Raw genomic sequence first — 24,047 nt, forward strand, 5'->3', positions numbered from 1 at the left:
AGTAAAGTATTCCCGCGTTATATGCAAGAAAAGCTAGCGATTACGGTTCTTGTAATTACGCTGGCTTTGTTTGCATTGGTTATGGTCCTTTATAATTTGATGACACATAAAAAAGAAGATTTTAATCAGATTGTACTGTCTCAGCAACAATATGACAGCAGGGTAATTCCTTTTAAACGAGGCGACATTCTAGATCGGAACGGTACATATCTTGCAGCAAGTGAAAAAGTTTACAACTTAATACTTGATCCGAAGCAAATCATGTCGGATCCAGATGCGTATTTGGAGCCTTCTGTTACTGCTCTTACAGAGTGCTTTGGTTATGATAGGAATGAGATCATGAATCTTATCCAGGAAAAAAAGGATAAGCAATATGTTCGTTATACCAAGCAGCTTACTTACGAAGATAAAACGAAATATGACAAATATAAGCTAGACAAGACAAAGGCATTAAAAAAAGAGAAAAAAGACATCAAGGGAATCTGGTTTGAAGATGAGTATAAAAGAATCTATCCTTATAATTCCATGGGAAGCAAAGTGATCGGATTTGCCAATGGAGATGGTATGGGAGGAACTGGAGGCATTGAACAGTTTTATAATACCACCCTTATGGGAATCAACGGAAGAGAGTATGGTTATTTAAACGATGATTCTAATTTGGAGAGAGTTATAAAACCTTCCTCCAACGGCAATACGGTTGTTTCTACCATCGATGTGAACATACAAAAAATCGTTGAAAAGTACATAAATGAATGGGAGCAACAGACAGGAAGTAAAAAAGTCGGAGTCATTGTAATGGATCCTAATAACGCAGAGATTTTAGCAATGGCAGATGATAAATCTTTTGATCTTAACAATCCTCGTGATTTAAGGCCGGAATTTACCCCTGATTTACTGCGTCAACTTGGGATTAAGGAAGCTATTGATGATTTCAAACGTAAAAACAAAGATGCTCAGCCTCTCACTGAGGAGACAGTGACTCAACATTACAACGATGAACAAATTATATCGTTAGGTACTCAGGTAGCATGGAACCAGACTTGGCGTAATTTCACCATTAGTGATGGATTTGAACCAGGATCAACGGAGAAGATATTTACGGTATCCGCTGCTTTGGAAGAAGGCGCCATCACAGGACAGGAAGTATTTGATTGCAATAGGTTCCTGGAAGTGGGAGGACATAAGATCAAGTGCGTTAGTCGTTTTGGACATGGTCCCATAACGGTGGAACAAGGACTTATGAAATCCTGTAACGTGGTAATGATGAGAATTGCCCAGCAGATAGGAAAAGATAAGTTTTATAAATATCAGCAAATGTTTGGTTTTGGTTCCAAAACGGGTATTGATTTACCAGGTGAGGCGGATAATAGATCTACTATATATACTGTGGATAATGCGGGTCCTACGGATTTGGCCACCAATTCTTTTGGACAAAATTTTAACACTACGATGATTCAGATGGCAGCTGCATACGGTTCTGTTATTAACGGCGGTTCCTATTATGAACCTCATGTGATTAAGCAGATTTTAAATGAACAAGGTGCCATTGTTAAAAAAGTTGATCCAGTTCTTGTACGCGAAACCGTATCTGAACCAACAACCAAATTTATTAATGAAGCTCTGTTTAAGACGGTCAATGCAGAAGGCGGCACCGGCGGTGCGGCTAAAGTGGCTGGATATAAAGTGGCTGGAAAGACAGGTACTGCGGAAAAGATTCCACGTGACAAGAAAAACTATGTAGTATCCTTTTGTGGATATGCACCGGCAGATAATCCTCAGGTCTTGGTTTATGTAGTAGTAGATGAGCCTCATGTAGAGGATCAGCCCCATAGTACATATGCCAGCCAGATTTTTCAAAAGATTATGGCTGATATTCTTCCTTATTTAAATATCTTCCCAGATACAGACACGGAAGGTGCTCCTTCAGGTGACGGAGCAAAGCTTCCGGAACAGGAAGGAATTACCAGTGAGACCACAGCTGCCTCTGAAGGAGATGGTACCTCTCAGGAAACAACTGCCCAGGAGACTACAGCAGCAGTTCCTACCTTGGAAAATGGACAGACTGTTGCTCCGGAAGACTTAAATCCTTCGGAAGAGTACGTCAATAGACAGGAAGGTGATGATTCTGAGCTGCCAGCTTCAGTTCCTCAGGATACATCAGAGTCTTTGGAGGGTGAATCTCAATCAATAGAAGAAACGACAGCCCAATAAGGAAAAGAAACCAAGAGGGCTCATAAAAAAGACAAATATTCATATACTGTAACAATAATGACGGTGGAGCAGTGTATGAATTCAAACAAAACACATCATAGAGAGAAAATAGCCCTCCTGTTTTTCCTGTTGTTTCTTGCCATGACGGGACTAATGGGACGGCTTATTTTTCTAATGGTTTTCCGTTCTGAGCATTACAGTGCCATGGCTGAAGATCTCCATGAGCGGGAGAGGACAATAAAGGCTGCCAGAGGTAATATCATTGATGCCAATGGTACCGTCATTGCTACCAATCGAACGGTTTGTACCATATCGGTTATTCATAATCAGGTGAAACAGCCGGATGAGGTGGTAGCAGTCCTGTCAAAAGAACTGGGAATCGATGAAGAGGAAGTACGAAAGAAAGTAAAAAAGTACAGTTCAAGGGAAATCATTAAAACCAATGTAGACAAGGCGTTAGGAGATCAGATTCGTACATACCATTTGGCTGGCGTAAAAGTGGATGAAGACTATAAACGTTATTATCCTTACGACACTATGGCTTCTAAGGTATTGGGCTTCACTGGAGGTGATAATCAGGGTATTATTGGACTGGAAGTAAAATACGAACAGTATTTAAAAGGATTAAATGGTAAGATATTGACCATGTCCGATGCAGCAGGAATCGAAATTGAAAATGCAGCGGAGGACAGGATTGAGCCTGTCTCTGGCCAGACACTGCAGATTAGTCTAGATGTGAACATACAAAAGTATTGTGAGCAGGCGGCTTATCAGGTAATGGAGAAGAAGGGAGCAAAAAAAGTATCCATCATTATAATGAACCCTAAAACAGGGGAAATCATGGCTATGGTAAATGCACCTGAATTTAATCTGAATGATCCATTTACCCTAAATACCAATACAGAAATCCCTACTTCCGCGAAAGAAAAACAAGATCTTTTGAATCAAATGTGGAGAAATCCCTGTATTAACGATACCTATGAGCCAGGGTCCACGTTTAAGATTATTACGGCAGCAGCAGGCTTGGAAGAAGGAGTCGTTAAGCTTGATGATCACTTTTCATGCCCGGGCTTTCGTGTGGTAGAGGATCGAAAGATCCGGTGCCATAAGGTAGGAGGGCATGGCTCCGAAACATTCCTTCAGGGGATGATGAACTCTTGCAATCCCGTTTTGATAGATGTGGGCCAGCGGCTTGGAGTGGATAATTATTATAAGTATTTTGAACAGTTTGGTTTAAAAGGAAAGACAGGAATCGACGTTCCAGGTGAGGCGTCCACCATCATGCATAAAAAGCAGGATATGGGTCTAGTAGAGCTCGCAACCGTTTCTTTTGGTCAATCATTTCAGATCACTCCTTTGCAACTTATTACCACGTCAGCTTCTATTGTTAATGGAGGAAACCGCATTACTCCTCATTTTGGCGTAAAGGCAATCAGTTCTGACGGAGAAACTTCTAATGCTTTTACCTACCCGGTAAAAGAAGGTATTGTATCAGAAAAGACCAGCGAAACCATGCGCTACATCTTAGAACAAGTGGTTTCGGAAGGAAGTGGAAAAAGAGCAAAAATCGACGGCTATCGAGTTGGTGGAAAAACTGCCACCTCTGAAAAACTTCCAAGAAGCTTAAAGAAATATATTTCTTCTTTTGTGGGCTTTGCACCGGCAAATGATCCTCAGGTAATTGCTCTTATTACCATTGATGAACCTCAGGGAATTTATTACGGAGGAACGATTGCAGCGCCAGTAATTGCTGATATATTAAAGAATATACTTCCTTATTTGGGAATAGAGCCAACAGAGGAAAAAACTGTTTCCACGTTTCGAATCAGTGGTTGATTATTCGGAAAAAAAGACGTATACTACTTACTGTGTGCTTTTGATATACGAATACATAAAATATTGAGGTGTGACATGATTAACGAAACGATTCTGGCAATCATCATAGCTTTTGCCATCAGCGCCATGCTGTGTCCAATAGTAATTCCATTTCTCCACAGGCTGAAATTTGGCCAAGAGGTACGTAAGGAAGGTCCGGAGAGCCATTTAAAAAAACAGGGAACTCCCACCATGGGTGGCCTTATCATTTTGACGAGTGTCATTATCACGTCCTTGTTTTATATCAAGGATTATCCGAAAATCATTCCCGTTCTTTTTATGACGGTAGGATTTGGAATTGTTGGATTTCTTGATGACTATATCAAGATCGTGATGAAACGGTCAGAGGGGCTTACCGCTATTCAAAAGATGGCCGGGCAGTTAATTATCACTGGGATTTTTGCGTATTATCTCATGCATTCAAATGATGTGGGCACTAGAATGTTGATACCTTTTACCGGAGGTTTTGATAAAGGACTGTATTTGAGTCTGGGAATATTCTTTGTACCTGCAGTATTTTTTATTGTCATAGGAACGGATAATGGCGTTAATTTTACCGATGGTTTAGATGGACTATGTACCAGTGTCACCATTTTGATTGCCACATTCTTAACCGTGGTAGCAATTGGAGAAAAGACTGGAATCAGCCCGATTACAGGAGCAGTCGTTGGAAGTCTTTTGGGATTTTTACTTTTTAATGTTTATCCGGCCAGGGTCTTTATGGGAGATACCGGCTCTCTCGGGCTTGGAGGTTTTGTGGCTTCCAGTGCTTTTATGATGCAGATGCCGGTTTTTATCGCCATAATTGGATTTATTTATTTGCTGGAAGTTTTATCAGTCATCATTCAGGTGGTGTATTTTAAGAAAACAGGCGGCAAAAGATTTTTTAAGATGGCTCCCATTCATCACCATTTTGAGCTTTCTGGGTGGTCTGAAACTAGGGTGGTTGCTGTATTTGCTATCATTACAGCAGTTCTTTGCTTGCTTGCGTATCTTGGATTATAGGAGAGAAACCATATGAGTCAGAAAATTTTAGTAGCCGGCAGTGGAAAAAGTGGTATCGCCGCCTCCAGGTTGATTTTAAAAACAGGTGATGAAGTGATCCTGTATGACAGCAACGATGCCTTAAATAAGGATGAGCTGTCAGAACAGTTTAAAGAAGAGGGAACCTTCTCTGTTTTACTGGGAGAATTAAAAAAAGAGGACATAAAAGACATTGACCTTTGCGTTATCAGCCCAGGTATTCCTCTAGACGCTCCTTTTGTCTCTGTTTTAAGAGATGGAGATATTCCTATTTGGAGTGAAATACAGCTTGCCTATCATCACGCAAAAGGCAAACTTTTTGCAATTACAGGTACCAATGGAAAAACCACCACCACTGCCTTAACAGGAGAGATTATGAAAGCCTTTTATGCTGAGGTTTTCGTAGTAGGAAATATTGGTATTCCATATACGGAGGAGGCATTAAAGACCACGACGGATTCGGTCACTGTGGCAGAGATCAGTAGCTTCCAATTAGAGACCATAACAGACTTTAAACCGGAAGTCAGTGCAATACTTAATATCACTCCAGATCACTTAAATCGTCATAAAACAATGGATTGTTACATAAAAATTAAAGAGAGCATTACGAAAAATCAGGGGGATCAAGAAGTTTGTGTTCTGAACTATGATGACCCGGTTTTGCGTGAGTTTGGAAATTCCATAAAAGCTAAGGCTGTATTTTTTAGCAGCAGAGTGGTTTTAGATGAGGGGTATTGTCTTGATGGGGACATGATAATACGTAACCATAATGGGGAACGGTATGAGATTGTGTCTGTCAAGGAATTAAAGCTTCTTGGGCGTCATAACCACGAGAATGTGATGGCCGCCATTGCCATCGCTGTAGAAGCTTTAGTCCCCATAGAGGTTATTAGAAATGCAGTCTGTGAATTCAAAGCAGTGGAGCATCGAATCGAGTTTGTAGCCGAGAAATCAGGTGTAAAATATTACAACGACTCTAAGGGAACAAATCCTGATGCAGCTATACAGGCAGTGAAAGCCATGCCTGGGTCTACAATTCTCATAGCAGGAGGTTATGATAAGAACTCCGAGTATGATGAATGGATCCGGTCTTTTGACGGCAAGGTGAGATATATGGTGCTGTTGGGACAGACCAGAGAAAAAATTGCTGAATGCGCCGCTAGACAAGGCTTTACCAACGTGATGTATGCGGAGGATATGCAGGAGGCTGTCCGTGTCTGTGCTTCTTATGCCAATATAGGAGACTATGTGCTGCTTTCACCGGCGTGTGCCAGCTGGGGAATGTTTAAATGCTATGAGGAACGCGGCGATATTTTTAAAGAATGTGTCCGCAATCTGTAACGTTATTTCTGCATAGAAGTATAGGTGGCGAGGAGGAATGATATGGCAGAAAAAGGGCCAGTAAAGAAAAAGAATAGACCACGCCGTTTTTACGATTACAGCCTTTTGTTTACCGTGATATTCCTGACGGTCTTTGGACTTGTCATGATATACAGTTCCAGTTCTTATGCTGCTCAGCTTAAATTTGGCAATGCGGCGTTTTTCATGATGAAGCAGGCAAAGATTGCACTTGGAGGCTTCGTGATCATGGTCATTATATCCAGGCTGGATTATCACTGGTATGGAAAGTTTGCAGTATTTGCTTATGTGCTTTCCTATGTTCTCATGATTGCAGTTTCTTTATTTGGAATTGAAGCCAACGGAAAGAAGAGATGGCTTGGAGTAGGAAGCCTTTCTTTTCAGCCCACAGAGTTTGTTAAAATCGCCTTGATTGTAATGCTGGCAGTTTTAATTGTGCAAATGGGTAAGAACATCAATTCAAAAAATGGAGTAGTTCTGGTGATTATAACTACCATTCCTATTGCGGGAATCGTAGCTGCGAATAACCTAAGCTCCGGTATCATCATTGTGGGAATTGCTTTTGTCATGCTATTTATTGCGTGCAAAAAGAAATGGCCGTTTTTTGTTTGTGGTTTAGCAGGTTTTGGGGGTCTGGCGTTTGCAGGGCCTATCGCTACAATTCTCCAGAAACTAAACATCTTACACGATTACCAGTTGGGCCGTATTCTTGTCTGGCTGGAGCCAGAGGCATATCCGTCTACTGGAGGTTATCAGGTATTGCAGGGGCTATATGCCATTGGTTCAGGGGGTCTTGTAGGAAGAGGCCTTGGAGAGAGCATACAAAAGATGGGATTTGTGCCAGAGGCGCAAAATGATATGATTTTTTCCATCATCTGTGAAGAACTGGGGCTTTTTGGGGCGGTATCTGTAATCCTGATTTTTCTTTTCATGATTTACCGTTTCATGCTTATTGCAGACAATGCGCCAGATCTCTTTGGATCGCTTCTTGTCGTTGGGGTCATGGGGCATATTGCCATACAGGTTATACTTAACATCGCAGTAGTAACCAACACCATACCAAATACTGGTATTACTTTGCCTTTTATCAGCTATGGAGGTACTTCGGTACTTTTTCTTATGATAGAAATGGGCATGGTTTTAAGTGTTTCCAACCAGATAAAACTGGAAAAATGATAAAATTTGATACCATTCTCTCACTTTTAACATAGGATAGTATATAAGAAGCCATGGGAGGTACCGGATTGTCAGTCATACAGGTCCAGGGGTTACGATCCTTAAAAGGTGAGATAAAGATTCAGGGTTCTAAAAATGCTGTTCTGCCCATCATGGCAGCGGCGGTTCTCCATAAAGGTACTACAGTGATTCATAATGTCCCCAGGATACAGGATGTGTTCTGTATGCTGGGGATACTTCAGCGTATTGGATGTAAGTGCCGGCTAGAAGGCAATACACTGATCGTGGATGCGGTAACAATTACTCAGGCAGAGATTCCGGAAGATTATATAAAGAGCATGCGGTCATCCATTATTTTGTCGGGCTCACTTCTTGGAAGAACCGGTCTTGCAGTCACAAGCTTCCCAGGAGGTTGCTCTATCGGAAAAAGACCCATTGATCTACACCTTTCTGCGTTTAGAAAGCTTGGAGCAGTGGTGGAAGAAGAGGCCGAAAAGCTGATTGTATCTGCAAATACACTGATAGGTGCTGATATTGAATTGAGATTTCCCAGCGTGGGAGCAACGGAAAATGCGCTGCTTGCTTCTGTTTTAGCCAAAGGAATCACTGTAATCCGGGGAGCGGCAAAGGAACCGGAGATTATCGCTCTTTGTGAGTTTTTAAACAATATGGGAGCGAGGATTGAAGGAGCCGGAACCTCAAAGCTGATGGTCGTCGGTGTAAATAAACTGCATGATTCTGAATTTACAGTTGCAGGAGACCGGATCGTCGCTGGAACTTACTTAGCGGCAGTCATGGCCGCAGAAGGAAACATCTTTATAAAGGGTATCCGACCAAATGATTTAACTGCAACTCTCTCTCTGGTAGAACGAATGGGAGCAGAGCTGAAAACCTATCATGATGGTTTGGAGGTGTCTATGAAAGGTCGCCCTGACTGTCTGGACGTGGTGACATCGCCTTATCCTGGATTTCCTACGGATCTCCAGTCTCAGATGATGGCGGTGATGGCATCGGGGCATGGAACCGGAAGACTTACGGAAACTATATTTGAAGGGCGGTTTGCTACTGCCAAGGAGCTTAAAAAACTAGGGTCAGATATCGTGATAGATGGGAAGCATGCCATCGTACATGGTCTTTATCCCCTGTCAGGTAACCGGGTAATAGCTCCCGACCTAAGAGGCGGTGCAGCGCTAGTGGTGGCTGGCCTGGCAAGTGAAGGTGTGACAGAGATCCATGAAGGCTATCATATTGAGCGAGGATACGAAGACATCTGCCGGGATTTAAGCAGTCTTGGTGCGGTAATCAGAGGGATGGAATGAGATATTTAAAAAGCAGCAAAGGAAAAATTAAGATTGCGATTGCAACAGCAGTATTATTGCTGGTAGCTGTTGTCTTTTTATCACTGCAAATCAAAGAGATCAAGGTGACTGGCAATAAGAAATATACTCAAGAACAAATTGTGAACCTTTTGTTCAAGGGCAGCTGGGACCGGAATGCGATTTTTTGTATCTACAAGGACCGCTTTCAGAAACATGAGCAGATTCCGTTTGTAGAAGATTATAAAATCGTATTCCTAAGCCCAGTTAAGGTTGAGGTTATCGTATATGAGAAGACCGTGGTGGGTTTTGTTTCCTACATGGGCAGCTATATGTATTTTGATAAGGACGGGATCATCGTGGAAAGCTCTAGTGCAGAGCTGACCGGTGTTCCGCGGATCGTAGGGCTCCAGTATGGGCACATTGCCCTCCACCAGCCCCTTCCCGTAGAAAATGGCAGGATTTTTAGTGAAATACTGACTCTTACCCAACTTTTATCCACTCACGATATCTCCGTTGATCAGATTCAATATGATTCCAAAGGAGATGCCAGTCTGACGATGGAAGACATCAAAGTCTTTCTTGGAAGCAATAACCAGATGAATGGAAAGATCTCGGAGTTAAAAGATCAGCTTCCTGTTTTAGAAGGACTAAAGGGAACCTTATATTTGGACACTTACGATGAGGCGGAAACTGTCACATCGTATCGATTTGTAAAGAATAATTGAATTTACATAATTTGCAAGCAATTTTATTAAAAAAATAGTTGATATTTTTGTTAAAATCAAATATTATATTAATTAGGTTTATACAGTAAGCTGTTTATGGTTAAAGGAGGATATAATCTTGTTAGAGATTAAGATAAATGAGGCGGACAATGCCGCAAGAATTCTGGTAATCGGAGTAGGTGGTGCCGGAAACAATGCGGTGAACCGCATGATCGAAGAGAATATCGCTGGTGTTGAATTTTTTGGCATTAACACGGACAAGCAGGCGTTACAGTTTTGCAAGGCACCAACTGCCATGCAGATCGGAGAAAAGCTGACCAAGGGTCTTGGTGCAGGTGCAAAGCCAGAAGTTGGTGAAAAGGCAGCAGAAGAGAATGCGGATGATCTAGCTCAAGTTATGAAGGGTGCCGATATGGTATTCGTTACCTGCGGTATGGGAGGCGGAACCGGAACTGGTGCTGCTCCTGTTGTTGCAAAGATCGCAAAAGATATGGGAATACTTACGGTCGGAGTTGTAACAAAACCTTTCCGTTTTGAAGCAAGAACCCGTATGACCAATGCATTGAATGGTATAGAACGATTAAAAGAGAGTGTTGATACCTTAATCGTAATACCTAACGACCGTCTTCTTGAGATTGTGGACAGACGCACTACCATGCCAGATGCACTTAAGAAAGCGGATGAAGTTCTTCAGCAGGCAGTACAGGGTATTACAGATTTAATCAATGTTCCTGGACTTATTAACTTAGATTTTGCAGACGTACAGACGGTAATGACAGACAAAGGAATTGCCCATATTGGTATCGGACGAGCTAAGGGTGATGAGAAGGCTCTGGAGGCTGTGAAACAGGCGGTATCCAGTCCACTGCTTGAAACCACGATTGAAGGTGCTACTCATGTAATTATTAATATCTCTGGTGACATTAGCCTGATCGAGGCCAATGAAGCAGCCAGCTACGTACAGGAGATGGCTGGAGACAATGCCAATATTATTTTTGGTGCTATGTATGATGAGAATGCTCAGGACGAAGCAAGCATTACGGTTATTGCTACCGGACTTGACATGCAGTCAGAGACACCAGTATCCAAGGTTATGACGAATTTTTCCAACCCAGGTTTTAAACAGCCAAAGACAGTAGCTCCACAGAATCAGCCAGTTAACCAGGAAGCAGCGGCAACCGCAGCAAATCCAGCTTTTAATCAGAATTATAATAACAACAATTATTCTAATCCTAATTATAACAATAATCAGAATTACCAGAATGGTAATGCCAATTATGGGAATCAGAATTATGCAGGCAATAATAACAACAGTAATTTCCAGAAGCCGAACTACACTCCACAGACTAACCCTCAGGCAGCGCCCCAGGGGAACGGACAGCCATACCGTCCTACTGTGAATAAAGAAGTTCAGATCAACATACCAGATTTTTTGAGAAATAAAAGATAAAACATATTATGTTACATATCAGGCAGGTTCCGATGAACCTGCCTGTTTTGGAAAGGAGTGACAGTATGTCTGATAAATTGGATGATTGGGAAATCTCTGAGGATTACTATGCCAATCAAGAAGATGATAAAAAGATGTCTTTGGAGGATTTTATACTGGATTCAGATTTGGAAGATGGAGAGTCATTATCTCCCGGTCCAACCGATGAATTATTAAAAAAGACCATTGAAGACGTTCGACAGGTACTGGCATTGGCCAGCGAAGGAAAAAATATAAAAGCAATTGCTGTATTTACCGGTCTTGAGGAAGCATACGTATATAATATCCAGGTTTGTGCCCAGGGCTTCCATGAAGATGATGAAATTGCTGTGGCTCACCTGGTACTTGGATAGGGGGAGACAAAAGTGAAAAGAAAAATATGCCCGATTTGTGATCTTCCGGTTACTGATGCCAATTATTGTTCCCGTTGTAAGAAAATCGTTCGCCGCCCAGTGATGTGGGAAATGGATTATTATTTGAATGAAAAACTGCCGAATCAGGGGTTTCCTTCTTCTGATACGCAAGCAAGTGGTGCTGCTAGGCCCCCACAGCAGACTGGTAGGCCAATTTCGTCACCTCAGCCACAGTCTAGGTCTGCGCCACAACCTACCAGAATGGCTCCACCTCCTAGTACTGCGCCACAACCAACTAGGATGGCTCCACCTTCAGGCAATTACATGCCACCTGCTCCTTCGTCGCCACCTCAGCAAAATACACGTAAGAGGCTTCCGTTTTCCATCGCAGGAATTATTACGTTTCTTATCTTGGTGATGGGCTCGGCTCCTGATCTTGTAAAAAAAGCGGAGCGTTTTTTTGATAATCAAACCAACTATGAGACCGCGGCACCATTTGATGATTCTGGTTTTAGAGATCTAGTAGAAGCGGATGTAAAGGCTGCTGGTATTGCTTGCAATGGTTATGATCATTTTCCAATGGCAGGGGAAGAAATCCATAATTCCTTAGGTCAATATATAGAAGCTAATAATTATGGATATCTCCTTAAACCACAGGATGTTTATTCGGATAATTATGAGATGGGAACGGAATCTGAATTCGTATCCTATTATGAGACGACAGTAGGTTATTATTTAGAAGATGAGGTCACCAGTAAGCTATCCCCTCAGGATGAAGGATATATATACCAGTATGTAGAAATTAATTACGATACTGGTACTGGAGAGATGCATGATTATATGTCTACTTTAAAAAATGAAGAGGCATCTCTTAACTATTTGGAACAATTTTTAAAGCTTACAGAAACTGCAGCAGACGTTCCGGCAGAGAGCAGCAGTATTCCAGTTATTATGGAACAAGTCAGAGGCGGACTTTCAAGAGGGGAAGAAGTGATCTTTACCGATGGAATTTTTTCGTTATATGTTTCCAAGGGAGAGGATTCTATCCAGACGACTGTAAACTATAACAGTTTGCTCACTAGGGAAAATAGTGAGACATAATTATTTCCAGAAATATTACAGGTAATCTATTTGACACGCTGTCCTCCATCTGATATAATTGGTTCAATCGTAAAAGGGAGTAGCTGCCAGCTTTAGCTAGCTGGATAAGATTGCGTCAGAACGGTAAAGAAATTTATCCGCATCCTTATGAAATGTGCAAGACTTTTACTGATACCGTTAAGGTGTCAGTAAAAGTCTTTTTTATTTCCTTTACGAGAGCATGAACATAGAGGGTAAGTAAAGAAAGGAGCACATTATGGAAACATTTGATCCTCAAAAAAAAGAGGTATGGAAAAAGGTAAAAGGGATCCTTAAAAAATCAGGGATTGCAGCCATCCTATTGGTTGCGGTTCCAGTTATTGGTTTTGGTTCTATCTACAATATCCAGGAGCAAGAGCAGGCAGTGGTAACGACCATGGGTAAGCCTAGGGCAGTAACAGATCCAGGATTGCATTTTAAAGTGCCGTTTGTTCAGAGTGTTAAGAAGGTGAACACTACCATTCAAGGATTTGCTATTGGTTATAACCCCAATGATAATGAAAGCAAAGAAGAAGATTCATTGATGATCACCAAGGATTATAATTTTGTCAACGTAGACTTTTTCACCGAGTATAAGGTTTCAGATCCGGTTAAGGCTGTCTATGGATCAGAAGATCCCCTAAAGGTTTTACAAAGTATTACAAAGAGCAGTATCCGTACGGTAATTGGGACCTATGACGTAGATTCTGTGTTGACCAATGGAAAGAATGAAATCCAGACGAAGATCAAGCAGATGATTATGGAAAAGCTAAAAGCCCATGAAATAGGCCTAACCGTTGTAAATGTCACCATTCAAGATTCCGAACCACCTACAAAAGAGGTTATGGAAGCCTTTAAGGCAGTAGAAACAGCAAAACAGGGAAAAGAGACTGCGATCAACAATGCAAATAAATACCGGAATGAGAAGTTACCAGAGGCAACAGCTCAGACCGATAAGATTTTACAGGATGCGGCAGCTGCAAAGGCAAGAAGAATCAACGAAGCCACTGCAGAAGTAGCTAAATTCACTGCAATGTATATGGAATACGAAAAGAATCCTGATGTCACTAAGAAACGTATGTTTTATGAAACCATGGAAAAGGTTCTTCCCAATATGAAAGTAATTATTGATGGAACCGATAAGACCAGTACCATACTTCCTCTGGATAGTTTCACAGGAGGAAATAATACAGAAAAGGAGAAAACAGAATGAGAAAAAAATTAAAAAAGGTTGCCCTGGCATTTGCAGCTCTTGTTGTGCTCATTGCAATCTCTGGCTCTATTGTAATTACCAATGAAAATGAATATAAATTAATACGTCAGTTTGGTCGTGTGGAGCGAGTTATAAATACCTCTGGTGTTACCATAAAGATTCCCATGATTCAGACAGCAGATACTTTGCCAAAGCAGATCTTGATTTACGATCTTGCAGCATCAGACGTAATCACCATGGATAAGAAGACCATGCTAAGCGACAGTTATGTCTTATGGAAAATTGAGGATCCTCTAAAGTTTGCTCAGTCCCTAAATTCTTCTTTAGTCAGTGCAGAGGCTAGAATTGATACGGTAGTATATAACTCTGTTAAGAATGTTATCAGTAGTATGAGTCAGAACGATGTCATAAGCAGTCGAGATGGAGAGCTATCCCAGGCCATCATGAACAATGTGGGAGAAAATATGGGCCAGTACGGCATCAGACTTCTGGCCGTTGAGACAAAACGACTTGACCTTCCAGTGGATAATAAGGCGGCTGTGTATGAAAGAATGATATCAGAGCGGGATAAAATCGCAGCTACTTATACAGCAGAGGGTCAAGCGGAAGCAAAGATAATTCAAAATACGACTGACCGGGAAATTGCAATCAGCATATCAGATGCCCAGGCAACGGCTGCATCAGTGACAGCGGAAGGGGAGGCGGAATATATGAGACTTCTGGCAGAAGCCTACAGCGATTCTCAAAGGGCGGATTTCTTTTCTTTTATCCGTTCTCTTGAAGCAGCCAGGACCTCTCTTGGTGGAAAAAACAACACTCTTATTTTGCCAGGAGATTCTCCAATCGCGAAAATATTTACAGGACGTTAATTGTTGCAGGAACGAATTTTTTATGGTAAAGTGTTAAAAAGATAAAGAGACGATAGATTGGAGACAGACAGCATGAAGATTAAAGACATTTTAAGCCAGGGAAAGCCAACCTTATCTTTTGAAGTGTTTCCCCCGAAGACAGAGGATAAATATGAATCCGTAGAGCGGGCAGCAGCAGAGATTGCGAAGTTAGATCCGGCTTTTATGAGTGTCACCTATGGAGCAGGTGGAGGAACCAGTAAGTATACGGTTGATATTGCCTCTGCACTGCATCATAATCATCATGTGACGGCTCTTGCCCATTTAACCTGTGTATCTTCCACGAAGGAAAAGGTTCGGGAGGTTCTTCACGAGTTGAAAGAAGCAGGCATTGATAATGTGCTTGCTCTTAGAGGAGACATTCCAGTGGACGGAGCAGTCTCCAAAGAATACAGCTACGCATCAGAGTTGATCCGGGAAATAAAAGAGGCGGGTGATTTTTGCATCGGCGCTGCATGTTATCCGGAAGGTCACGTAGAGTCTGCCAGCAAAACCATTGATATGGATTATTTAAAAGAAAAAGTCGAGGCAGGCTGTGATTTTGTAACCACTCAGATGTTTTTCGATAATAATATATTATATAACTATTTGTATCGCATTCGGGAAAAAGGAATTACAGTTCCAGTAGTTGCAGGAATAATGCCTGTAACCAATGTAAGGCAGATTATTCGAAGCTGTCAGCTCTCTGGTACTTATTTGCCATCTAGGTTTAAAGCTATCGTAGATCGGTTTGGGGATAATCCTGCGGCCATGAAGCAGGCCGGCATTGCATATGCAACGGAGCAGATCATTGATTTGATTGCAAATGGAGTGAATGCCATTCATGTATATTCCATGAATAATCCGGAAATTGCTTATAAGATCAAGGAAAACTTATCGGAAATACTGTAGTAATGATATAGGGTTCGGTGCCTACTGCAGGACCGGACCCATTTCTTTAATGGATTTATAAGGGAGGAAGGCTCATGGAAATCAGCCGTAAGGAAGTTCGCAGATACTTGGGATATGGAATACAGGATGGAGATGATGCGGTCAACGGACTGATTGAAGAATGTATTAAAGAGCTTACCAAAGGCGCCACTTTCAAGTATGTCAGCCGGACGTACCCTTTGAAACTTCTGCCTGATGGAGAAATTGATTTTACGGTTTTTCAAACGAGAAGTCTGAATTTAAGCAAGAATTTAGCAGACTGCAGCCAGGTCATTTTATTTGCGGCTACATTAGGAACTGGTGTGGATGTGCTTTTGCATAAATATACAAAGTTGCAGATGAGCAAGGCTGTTATTATGCAGGCCGCCGCAGCCGCTATGATAGAGGAATTTTGTGACGAAGAAAATCAAAAACTAAAAGTAGAATTTGAGGCCCAAGGACTTTATTTAAGACCGAGATTCAGTCCTGGTTATGGTGATTTTGCTCTGGAATGTCAGCGCAATATTACCGCAGTCCTAGAGACATCGAAGCGGGTAGGCATCATGTTGACAGACAGCCTGTTAATGACACCATCAAAATCTGTAACTGCTATTATGGGTGTTAGTGAAAAGCCATACCGTTGTGAGGTAAAAGGATGTGAATCCTGTGGGAAGACAGATTGCGCATACCGAAGAAATTAAAGGGACAGATTCAGATGGAGGAATTTATGACAGGGATTTTAAAAGAGATCAGAAAAAGAATCGTATTTTTTGACGGAGGAACAGGAAGTCTTTTGCAGGCCAATGGCTTAAAGCCAGGGGAGCTGCCAGAAACCTGGAATGTGATCCATCCGGAGATTATTACTAAGCTTCACCGGGATTATTTGGAGGCTGGCGCTGACATTATAAAGACCAATACCTTTGGAGCCAATGGCTTGAAGTTTTATAAAGGTGCTGAGTTTGACTTAGATGAAGTTGTGAGAGCAGCTCTTAAAAACGCAAGGGAAGCAGTGGAAACAGCCAACTATCCAGACGGTAAGGAACGCGGCTACATTGCCCTGGATTTAGGTCCCACCGGAAAACTTTTAAAACCGTTAGGAGAACTGGATTTTGAGGACGCCTATCACATGTATTCCCAGGTTGTAACAATTGGTGTGGAAGAGGGAGCAGACCTGATTCTCATTGAGACGATGAGCGACAGTTATGAGACAAAGGCGGCAGTTTTAGCAGCAAAAGAAAATTCCAACCTTCCTGTGTTTGTAACCATGATCTTTGATGAGAAGGGAAAGCTTTTGACAGGAGGTAACGTAGAATCTACGGTAGCCTTACTGGAAGGACTTAGAGTGGATGCTCTTGGAATCAACTGTGGTCTTGGTCCGATTCAGATGGAGGGCATCTTATCTGATATCATGAAGGTGACTTCAACTCCCGTCATCGTCAATCCCAATGCAGGACTTCCAAGAAGCGAAGGGGGAAAAACCGTCTACGATATTGATGCCGATGAATTTGCAAGAGTCATGTCAAGGATCGTTGAAATGGGAGCATGTGTCGTGGGTGGCTGCTGTGGAACGACTCCAGAACATATTGAGAAAACAGTGGCACTTTGTAAGGATATCCCTGTGAATCTTCCAGATAAAAAGAATCGTACCGTCATATCCTCTTATGCTCAAGCGGTTGTTATGGACAGGGAACCCATCATTATCGGTGAGCGAATCAACCCAACTGGGAAATCAAAGTTCAAACAGGCTCTTCGGGATCACAACCTGGAGTATATCTTAAGGGAAGGCGTTTCTCAACAAGATAATGGAGCTCATGTACTCGATATCAACGTAGGACTTCCAGGAATTGATGAGGCGTCTATGATGGTGGAGGTAATTAAGGAAATTCAAAGCATCATTGACCTTCCTTTACAAATTGATACTTCGGATATTGAAGCCATGGAACAAGCCATGAGGATTTACAATGGGAAACCTCTGATCAACTCCATCAATGGGAAGCAGGAAGTGATGGAAGCCATCTTTCCTCTGGTGAAACGGTATGGAGGCGTGGTGGTTGCCCTGGCTCTTGATGAAGATGGAATCCCAGAGACAGCAGACGGCAGAATCGCAGTGGCAGAAAAGATTTATAAGAAAGCAAAAGAGTATGGAATTGATAAAAAGGACATTGTAATTGATGCTCTGTGTATGACCGTCAGCTCTGACAGCAAAGGTGCTTTAACCACTTTGGAAACCTTAAGAAAGGTAAGAGATGAGCTGGGCGGAAAAACCACTCTGGGTGTATCTAATATTTCATTTGGTCTTCCTCAGAGAGAAATCATCAATGCAGCATTTTTTACAATGGCTCTTCAAAATGGATTAAGTGCAGCAATTATAAATCCCAATTCAGAAGCAATGATGCGATCTTATTTAAGCTATATGACTCTTTGCGACCTAGATCCGCAGTGTAGCCGCTATATAGAGGTATACAGCGGACAGGTGGCAACCCTTGGAGATACTTTAAAGCCAGGAGCCGTACCAGGTTCAGGAAATAATGCTGGCAATGAACTTTCCTTAGGGGAAAGCATAAAGAAGGGGCTTAGGGACCGTGCCCATGCCGCTGTTTTGGAACTTATTAAGGATAAGGAACCTCTATCTATCATTAATGAGGAGATGATTCCAGCCCTTGATCAAGTGGGAAAAGGCTTTGAAAAGGGGACTGTGTTCCTTCCTCAGTTATTAATGAGTGCTGAAGCGGCTAAGGCAGCCTTTGAGGTAATTAAGGAACAGCTAGCTAAAAGTGGTATCGTGGAAGCAAAAAAGGGAACCGTCATTCTTGCCACTGTTAGGGGAGACATTCACGACATCGGAAAAAACATTGTGAAGGTACTGCTTGAAAATTATAGCTACGATGTGATTGATCTGGGAAAGGATGTACCACCTGAGCTAATCGTAAAGACTGCGGTAGAAAAAGACGTAAAGCTGGTGGGCTTAAGCGCGCTCATGACCACTACGGTTCCAAGTATGGAAGAGACGATAAGACAGCTTCAAAAGGAATCCCCGGATACCAAAGTTATGGTAGGAGGAGCCGTTTTAACAGAGGATTATGCAAAAACAATTGGTGCTAATCAGTACTGTAAGGATGCCATGGCTTCTGTAAATTATGCGGAAGGTGTATTTAAAGTAAAATAAGGTGCCTCATTGACAAATACAGAATGAATGGTACAATTAAACTTGATAATATTACTGGAGGTACAAACATGGGAAAGATTATTTTAACGGGAGACCGACCCACAGGAAAACTGCACATTGGCCACTACGTAGGTTCCTTAAGACGGAGAGTGGAATTGCAGAATTCCGGTGAATTTGACGAGATTTTTATTATGATTGCGGATGCCCAGGCATTGACCGATAATGCGGACAACCCTGAAAAAGTTCGTCAAAATATCATAGAGGTTGCGCTGGATTATCTTGCATGCGGTTTGGACCCGAAAAAGTGTACTTTGTTCATCCAGTCCCAGATTGCGGAGCTGACGGAGCTATCCTTTTACTATATGAACCTGGTGACTGTCTCAAGGCTTCAGAGAAATCCTACGGTAAAGTCTGAGATTACTATGAGGAACTTTGAAACCAGCATACCGGTTGGCTTCTTTACCTACCCAATCAGCCAGGCGGCGGATATCACAGCATTTAAAGCAACCACAGTTCCTGTGGGTGAAGATCAGGAGCCAATGATTGAACAGACGAGAGAAATTGTAAGAAAATTCAATTCTGTTTATGGAGATGCACTGGTAGAGCCAGATATCCTTCTTCCTGATAACAAGGCCTGCTTACGACTTCCAGGCACTGACGGTAAAGCAAAGATGAGCAAGTCCCTTGGTAACTGCATCTATTTATCCGACTCAGAAGAGGATGTAAAGAAAAAGGTAATGAGCATGTTTACAGACCCAAATCACTTACAGGTATCAGATCCTGGAGAAATAGAAGGGAACACTGTATTTACCTATCTTGATGCATTCTGTAAGAAAGAGGATTTTGAGAAGTACTTACCGGAATATAAAAATCTTGATGAGCTGAAGGACCACTATAAAAGAGGTGGACTGGGAGATGTTAAGGTTAAGAGATTTTTAAACAGCATTCTTCAAGCTGAGCTAGAGCCTATCCGCAAGAGAAGAAAAGAATATGAGGCTCAAATTCCTTACGTATTCCAAATCTTAAAAGAAGGTTCCATAAAGGCATCAGAAAAAGCTGCCGCAACGCTGAAAGATGTGAAGGAAGCGATGAAGATTAATTATTTTGATGATCTAGAGCTGATTGAGGAACAGGCTAAGAAGTACCAGAGCCAGGAATAAGGACTATGAACATCATATCCATCGTACAGATTTTAGAATGCAATGAGATCATTAAGAATCAGGGCTTACGCTTTCAAATCCATTTAAGGGATGCCTGTGGAAAACAGTCATGTCGCATTGAATCTTTGGACGTGAAAAATGGAAAAGCTGAATTACAGGCACTTACTTTAATTTTAAATGATTATTTTTCAAGGTTTCGTTTTAAGTTGGAATACGGAGAAGATGGATTGAATTTCTGGACTCTCTGATGACAAATAAAGGACGCCGGAAAAGATACAGAGGAGACGGTTTCCTTTGGGCTTTTCCGGCGTTTTTGACAAAACAATAATTATTATCAATATCATTATTGAACTTCTGGAAGATATGTGCTAATATTAATACATGAATTAGTAGAGACTAACTCATAAAAACATAGAAATATGCCATATTAAATTAGTATAGCAATCACGAAAGGAGATAGATGGTATGTCATTTATTGGAAAAGAGATTGGTGATTTTAAGGTACAGAGTTTTATGAATGGAGAATTTAAAGAGGTAACAAAAAGTGAAGTTTTGGGAAAATGGTCGGTATTCTTTTTCTATCCGGCAGATTTTACTTTTGTATGTCCAACAGAGCTGGAAGAGCTTGCAGATAAATATGAAGATTTTAAAAAGATCGGTTGTGAGATCTACAGCGTATCTTGTGATACCCATTTTGTACACAAAGCATGGCACGATGTATCAAAGACCATAAAGAAAATCAAGTACCCCATGCTTGCAGATCCAACCGGTGTGATCTCTAGAGATTTTGATGTAATGATAGAAGAGTCTGGCATGGCAGAGAGAGGAACCTTTGTGGTGAATCCAGAAGGTAAGATTGTAGCTTATGAAGTCATTGCAGGCAATGTAGGAAGAAATGCAGACGAGTTATTCCGTCGGGTTCAGGCTTCCCAGTTCGTTGCAGAACATGGAGATGAAGTTTGTCCGGCAAACTGGAAACCAGGAGAGAAAACATTAAAGCCCAGCCTTGATCTAGTTGGACTCTTGTAAAGGTGGGATATTATGGATGGATTGTATGACGTAATTGTCGTCGGTACAGGCCCAGCGGGCCTGTCCGCAGCCATCTATGCCGCAAGAGCCAGATTTAAGGTACTGGTTCTGGAAAAGGAAAAGCTTGGCGGACAGATTACGATTACCTCTGAAGTTGTGAATTATCCTGGAATAGAAAGCATTGACGGCACAACGCTTACGGATAAGATGCGAAAACAGGCAGAAAATTTTGGTGCAGAATTTAAGATGGCTAAAGTTTTAGATATGGATTTGTCTCAGGAGCTCCGGGTGGTAAAGACGGATAAAGGAGATTTAAAAGCTCTTGGCGTGGTTTTGGCATTAGGCGCTAACCCAAGAATGATCGGCTTTCAAGGAGAAGAAACTTTCAAAGGACGTGGAGTGGCTTACTGTGCGACATGCGATGGAGAATTCTTTACCGGTATGGATGTGTTTGTCATTGGAGGCGGCTATGCTGCCGCAGAAGAAGCGGTATTTCTTACAAAGTATGCAAAAAAGGTGACCATTATTGTACGGGAGGATGACTTTACCTGTGCAGGGTCAGTAGCGGATAAGGCAAGAGAACATGAGAAAATCGAAGTCCACTACCATACTGAGATTGTAGAAGCAGCAGGTGATACGTTACTTCGAACTGCAAAGTTTCGGGATATTAAAACAGGAGAAGAATGGCAGTATGATACACCTGAAGGTGAAACCTTTGGAATCTTTGTTTTTGCAGGTTACGTACCGGATACGAGCTGGATTCATGGAAAAGTAGCATTGAACCATGACGGATATATAATCACCGACCCAGACCAGATGACAGATATTCCTGGTATTTATGGAGCTGGTGATGTATGTGTAAAAAATCTTCGCCAAGTGGTGACAGCGGTCTCAGATGGTGCAATTGCAGCGACTTCCCTGGAAAAATACGTGGCAGACATGTGGGAAAAGCTAGGCATTGAAAAGAGAGAAGAACCAGTAAAAGCGGAGTATAAGGCTGATGGCCATAGTGAGGAGAGCGTGGAAGGCGATGAATTTATTACGCCGGAGATGAAGCTCCAACTAAAAGATTTATTTGGAAAATTTGAACGTAAGGTAACGGTGAAGGCTTTGCTCAATAAAAGCCCTCTGGCAGCTCAGATGGAAGGCTTTTTGAAAGAACTTTCGGGAATTTCAGATCAGGTGGAATGTCTGGTGAGTTGGGAATCGGAGGAAACAACAACCGATGAGAAGCTTCCTGCAATCTGCGTTCTTAAAGAAGATGGCACGGAATCCGGCCTCAGGTTTTATGCCATACCTGGTGGGCATGAGTTTAATTCTTTTGTCATTGGATTATACAATGTAGCAGGCCCTGGGCAGGCAATTAGCCCGGAGGAAGCACAGCGGATTAAGGAAATAAAAAAGCCTGTTGATATCATCGTTGCAGTATCCTTATCCTGTACCATGTGCCCAACCACAGTAATGTCTGCCGGAAGAATTGCGGCAGAAAATGAGCTAGTAAATGCCTGGACCTATGATCTTAACTTATACCCTGAATTAAAAGAACGGTATCAGATCATGAGTGTTCCTTGTATGATTATAAATCAAAAAAAAGTTGAGTTTGGGAAGAAATCCTTAGAGGACCTTCTTAACATATTGGAAACCATTTAAACGAAAAGGAGATATCATGATGAATTATCTGGAGATTGAAAAAGTAATTGGAAGAGAAATAATTGATTCCAGAGGTAATCCTACTGTAGAAGCTGAGGTACATTTGGTTGACGGAACCATCGCTAGAGGTGCTGCACCAAGTGGAGCGTCTACGGGTGAATTTGAGGCGTTAGAGCTTCGAGATGCGGACAAAGCCCGCTTCGGAGGAAAAGGTGTATTGAATGCGGTTCATAACATTAATACAGTCATTCATTACGCTCTTGTAGGAATGGATGCCTCTGATATATATGCCATTGATAAGGCTATGATTGCTGCAGACGGGACAAAGGATAAATCAAGACTTGGTGCCAATGCTATTTTGGCAGTATCCATTGCAAGTGCCAGAGCCGCGGCAATTAGCTTAGGAGTTCCGCTTTATCGTTTCTTAGGTGGGATAACAGGCAATCGTCTTCCAGTGCCTATGATGAACATCTTAAACGGTGGCGCTCATGCTGCCAATACCGTTGATGTACAGGAATACATGATAATGCCAACAGGAGCGGCTGACTTTAAAGAAGGCCTTCGTTGGTGTACAGAAGTATTCCACTGCCTTGCTTCTATCTTGAAATCAAAAGGACTTGCTACTTCAGTCGGTGATGAGGGTGGTTTTGCTCCCGACTTAGAAAGCGACGATGCTGCCATAGAGCTGATTTTAGAAGCAATCAAAAAAGCAGGTTATGAGCCAGGCCGTGATTTTGTTCTGGCTATGGATGCAGCTTCTAGTGAATGGAAGGGAGAGAAGAAGGGCGAATATCTTCTTCCTAAGAGCAAAAAGCATTTTACCTCTGAGGAATTAATTGCTCACTGGAAAAACCTGTGCGATAAATATCCAATCTATTCCATCGAAGATGCCCTTGATGAAGATGACTGGGAAGGCTGGAAGCTTCTTACGAAAGAGCTTGGAGATAGAATCCAGTTGGTTGGTGATGATTTGTTCGTAACCAACACAGAGCGTCTGAAAAAAGGAATTAACGAAGGCTGCGGAAACTCTATCTTAATTAAGCTTAATCAGATCGGTTCTGTATCCGAAACATTGGAGGCCATTAAGATGGCTCACAGCGCAGGCTATACTGCCATTGCATCTCACCGTTCCGGAGAGACAGAGGATACCACCATTGCAGATCTTGCGGTTGCTCTTAATACCTGTCAGATTAAAACGGGTGCACCAAGCAGAAGTGAGCGTGTAGCCAAATACAATCAGCTTCTTCGTATCGAAGAAGAATTAGGCGTGGGTGCAGTTTATCCAGGAATGGATGCATTCCATATCAAGCGTTCTTAAAGATATTTATAAGCCTGCCAGGTCTTAAATCTGGCAGGCTTTTTT

At 42.0% G+C, this 24,047-nt stretch carries 20 protein-coding genes; all 20 read left to right on the forward strand.

Features of this window, described 5'->3' with window-relative positions; all coding sequences use genetic code 11:
* Positions 1 to 21: 21 nt before the first annotated feature.
* The 20 genes from BET01_RS11910 (at position 22) to eno (ending at position 24,002) form a co-directional block, all read left to right on the forward strand.
* Positions 22 to 2,211, forward strand: a complete 2,190-nt coding sequence (locus BET01_RS11910) for a peptidoglycan D,D-transpeptidase FtsI family protein (RefSeq protein WP_330512802.1) — start codon at positions 22 to 24, stop codon at positions 2,209 to 2,211.
* A gap of 75 nt (positions 2,212 to 2,286) precedes the next feature.
* Positions 2,287 to 4,047: a peptidoglycan D,D-transpeptidase FtsI family protein gene (locus BET01_RS11915; protein WP_120197043.1), complete on the forward strand. Its 1,761-nt coding sequence runs from the start codon at positions 2,287 to 2,289 to the stop codon at positions 4,045 to 4,047.
* A gap of 75 nt (positions 4,048 to 4,122) precedes the next feature.
* Complete coding sequence (gene mraY, locus BET01_RS11920; RefSeq protein ID WP_120197044.1) at positions 4,123 to 5,091, forward strand: phospho-N-acetylmuramoyl-pentapeptide-transferase; 969 nt, start codon at positions 4,123 to 4,125, stop codon at positions 5,089 to 5,091.
* Positions 5,092 to 5,103: 12 nt separating this feature from the next.
* Positions 5,104 to 6,450, forward strand: coding sequence for a UDP-N-acetylmuramoyl-L-alanine--D-glutamate ligase (gene murD, locus BET01_RS11925; RefSeq protein WP_120197045.1), 1,347 nt, complete (start codon positions 5,104 to 5,106; stop codon positions 6,448 to 6,450).
* Positions 6,451 to 6,492: 42 nt separating this feature from the next.
* Positions 6,493 to 7,644, forward strand: coding sequence for an FtsW/RodA/SpoVE family cell cycle protein (locus tag BET01_RS11930; RefSeq protein WP_120197046.1), 1,152 nt, complete (start codon positions 6,493 to 6,495; stop codon positions 7,642 to 7,644).
* 68 nt (positions 7,645 to 7,712) lie between these two features.
* Entirely contained in the window at positions 7,713 to 8,963 is a 1,251-nt protein-coding gene (gene murA, locus BET01_RS11935; protein WP_120197047.1) for a UDP-N-acetylglucosamine 1-carboxyvinyltransferase, read from the forward strand.
* Positions 8,960 to 9,688: a cell division protein FtsQ/DivIB gene (locus BET01_RS11940; protein ID WP_120197048.1), complete on the forward strand. Its 729-nt coding sequence runs from the start codon at positions 8,960 to 8,962 to the stop codon at positions 9,686 to 9,688. The genes murA and BET01_RS11940 overlap by 4 nt, the downstream gene beginning before the upstream one ends.
* Positions 9,689 to 9,806: 118 nt before the next feature.
* Positions 9,807 to 11,138, forward strand: coding sequence for a cell division protein FtsZ (gene ftsZ / locus BET01_RS11945; protein WP_120197049.1), 1,332 nt, complete (start codon positions 9,807 to 9,809; stop codon positions 11,136 to 11,138).
* Positions 11,139 to 11,203: 65 nt separating this feature from the next.
* Positions 11,204 to 11,530, forward strand: coding sequence for a hypothetical protein (locus BET01_RS11950; protein WP_243117202.1), 327 nt, complete (start codon positions 11,204 to 11,206; stop codon positions 11,528 to 11,530).
* Positions 11,531 to 11,542: 12 nt separating this feature from the next.
* Positions 11,543 to 12,631, forward strand: coding sequence for a hypothetical protein (locus BET01_RS11955; RefSeq protein WP_147422810.1), 1,089 nt, complete (start codon positions 11,543 to 11,545; stop codon positions 12,629 to 12,631).
* A 256-nt stretch (positions 12,632 to 12,887) separates the two neighbouring features.
* Positions 12,888 to 13,862 carry an FtsH protease activity modulator HflK gene (gene hflK, locus BET01_RS11960; protein WP_120197052.1) on the forward strand — a complete coding sequence of 325 codons (975 nt, stop codon included), beginning with the start codon at positions 12,888 to 12,890 and terminating at the stop codon, positions 13,860 to 13,862.
* The gene (hflC, locus tag BET01_RS11965; protein WP_120197053.1) at positions 13,859 to 14,731 is read left to right on the forward strand and encodes a protease modulator HflC; all 873 of its coding nucleotides are present in this window, start codon (positions 13,859 to 13,861) and stop codon (positions 14,729 to 14,731) included. The genes hflK and hflC overlap by 4 nt, the downstream gene beginning before the upstream one ends.
* Before the next feature lie 72 nt (positions 14,732 to 14,803).
* A complete protein-coding gene (metF, locus tag BET01_RS11970; protein ID WP_120197054.1) occupies positions 14,804 to 15,661 on the forward strand; it encodes a methylenetetrahydrofolate reductase [NAD(P)H] in 858 nt (285 codons plus the stop codon).
* Between the two features lie 74 nt (positions 15,662 to 15,735).
* Complete coding sequence (locus BET01_RS11975; protein WP_120197055.1) at positions 15,736 to 16,380, forward strand: vitamin B12 dependent-methionine synthase activation domain-containing protein; 645 nt, start codon at positions 15,736 to 15,738, stop codon at positions 16,378 to 16,380.
* Positions 16,381 to 16,406: 26 nt separating this feature from the next.
* Entirely contained in the window at positions 16,407 to 18,845 is a 2,439-nt protein-coding gene (locus tag BET01_RS11980; protein ID WP_120197066.1) for a homocysteine S-methyltransferase family protein, read from the forward strand.
* Positions 18,846 to 18,913: 68 nt separating this feature from the next.
* Complete coding sequence (gene trpS, locus BET01_RS11985; protein ID WP_120197056.1) at positions 18,914 to 20,005, forward strand: tryptophan--tRNA ligase; 1,092 nt, start codon at positions 18,914 to 18,916, stop codon at positions 20,003 to 20,005.
* A gap of 5 nt (positions 20,006 to 20,010) precedes the next feature.
* The gene (locus BET01_RS11990; RefSeq protein ID WP_120197057.1) at positions 20,011 to 20,253 is read left to right on the forward strand and encodes an RDAC family protein; all 243 of its coding nucleotides are present in this window, start codon (positions 20,011 to 20,013) and stop codon (positions 20,251 to 20,253) included.
* A 217-nt stretch (positions 20,254 to 20,470) separates the two neighbouring features.
* The gene (ahpC, locus tag BET01_RS11995; protein ID WP_120197058.1) at positions 20,471 to 21,034 is read left to right on the forward strand and encodes an alkyl hydroperoxide reductase subunit C; all 564 of its coding nucleotides are present in this window, start codon (positions 20,471 to 20,473) and stop codon (positions 21,032 to 21,034) included.
* A gap of 12 nt (positions 21,035 to 21,046) precedes the next feature.
* Complete coding sequence (locus BET01_RS12000; protein WP_120197059.1) at positions 21,047 to 22,684, forward strand: FAD-dependent oxidoreductase; 1,638 nt, start codon at positions 21,047 to 21,049, stop codon at positions 22,682 to 22,684.
* A gap of 19 nt (positions 22,685 to 22,703) precedes the next feature.
* Positions 22,704 to 24,002, forward strand: coding sequence for a phosphopyruvate hydratase (eno, locus tag BET01_RS12005; protein ID WP_120197060.1), 1,299 nt, complete (start codon positions 22,704 to 22,706; stop codon positions 24,000 to 24,002).
* Positions 24,003 to 24,047: the final 45 nt, after the last annotated feature.

It is taken from the genome of Lacrimispora algidixylanolytica, from assembly GCF_003609635.1.
GTDB classification, from domain to species: Bacteria; Bacillota; Clostridia; order Lachnospirales; family Lachnospiraceae; genus Lacrimispora; species Lacrimispora algidixylanolytica.

Excerpts from the sequence above, each read along its gene's own strand:
- BET01_RS11910 (WP_330512802.1), top strand. The coding sequence starts at position 22 with ATGCAAGAAAAGCTAGCGATTACGGTTCTTGTAATTACGCTGGCTTTG.
- BET01_RS11915 (WP_120197043.1), top strand. The coding sequence starts at position 2,287 with ATGAATTCAAACAAAACACATCATAGAGAGAAAATAGCCCTCCTGTTT.
- mraY (WP_120197044.1), top strand. The coding sequence starts at position 4,123 with ATGATTAACGAAACGATTCTGGCAATCATCATAGCTTTTGCCATCAGC.
- murD (WP_120197045.1), top strand. The coding sequence starts at position 5,104 with ATGAGTCAGAAAATTTTAGTAGCCGGCAGTGGAAAAAGTGGTATCGCC.
- BET01_RS11930 (WP_120197046.1), top strand. The coding sequence starts at position 6,493 with ATGGCAGAAAAAGGGCCAGTAAAGAAAAAGAATAGACCACGCCGTTTT.
- BET01_RS11940 (WP_120197048.1), top strand. The coding sequence starts at position 8,960 with ATGAGATATTTAAAAAGCAGCAAAGGAAAAATTAAGATTGCGATTGCA.
- BET01_RS11950 (WP_243117202.1), top strand. The coding sequence starts at position 11,204 with ATGTCTGATAAATTGGATGATTGGGAAATCTCTGAGGATTACTATGCC.
- hflK (WP_120197052.1), top strand. The coding sequence starts at position 12,888 with ATGGAAACATTTGATCCTCAAAAAAAAGAGGTATGGAAAAAGGTAAAA.
- hflC (WP_120197053.1), top strand. The coding sequence starts at position 13,859 with ATGAGAAAAAAATTAAAAAAGGTTGCCCTGGCATTTGCAGCTCTTGTT.
- metF (WP_120197054.1), top strand. The coding sequence starts at position 14,804 with ATGAAGATTAAAGACATTTTAAGCCAGGGAAAGCCAACCTTATCTTTT.
- BET01_RS11975 (WP_120197055.1), top strand. The coding sequence starts at position 15,736 with ATGGAAATCAGCCGTAAGGAAGTTCGCAGATACTTGGGATATGGAATA.
- BET01_RS11980 (WP_120197066.1), top strand. The coding sequence starts at position 16,407 with ATGACAGGGATTTTAAAAGAGATCAGAAAAAGAATCGTATTTTTTGAC.
- trpS (WP_120197056.1), top strand. The coding sequence starts at position 18,914 with ATGGGAAAGATTATTTTAACGGGAGACCGACCCACAGGAAAACTGCAC.
- BET01_RS11990 (WP_120197057.1), top strand. The coding sequence starts at position 20,011 with ATGAACATCATATCCATCGTACAGATTTTAGAATGCAATGAGATCATT.
- ahpC (WP_120197058.1), top strand. The coding sequence starts at position 20,471 with ATGTCATTTATTGGAAAAGAGATTGGTGATTTTAAGGTACAGAGTTTT.
- BET01_RS12000 (WP_120197059.1), top strand. The coding sequence starts at position 21,047 with ATGGATGGATTGTATGACGTAATTGTCGTCGGTACAGGCCCAGCGGGC.
- eno (WP_120197060.1), top strand. The coding sequence starts at position 22,704 with ATGAATTATCTGGAGATTGAAAAAGTAATTGGAAGAGAAATAATTGAT.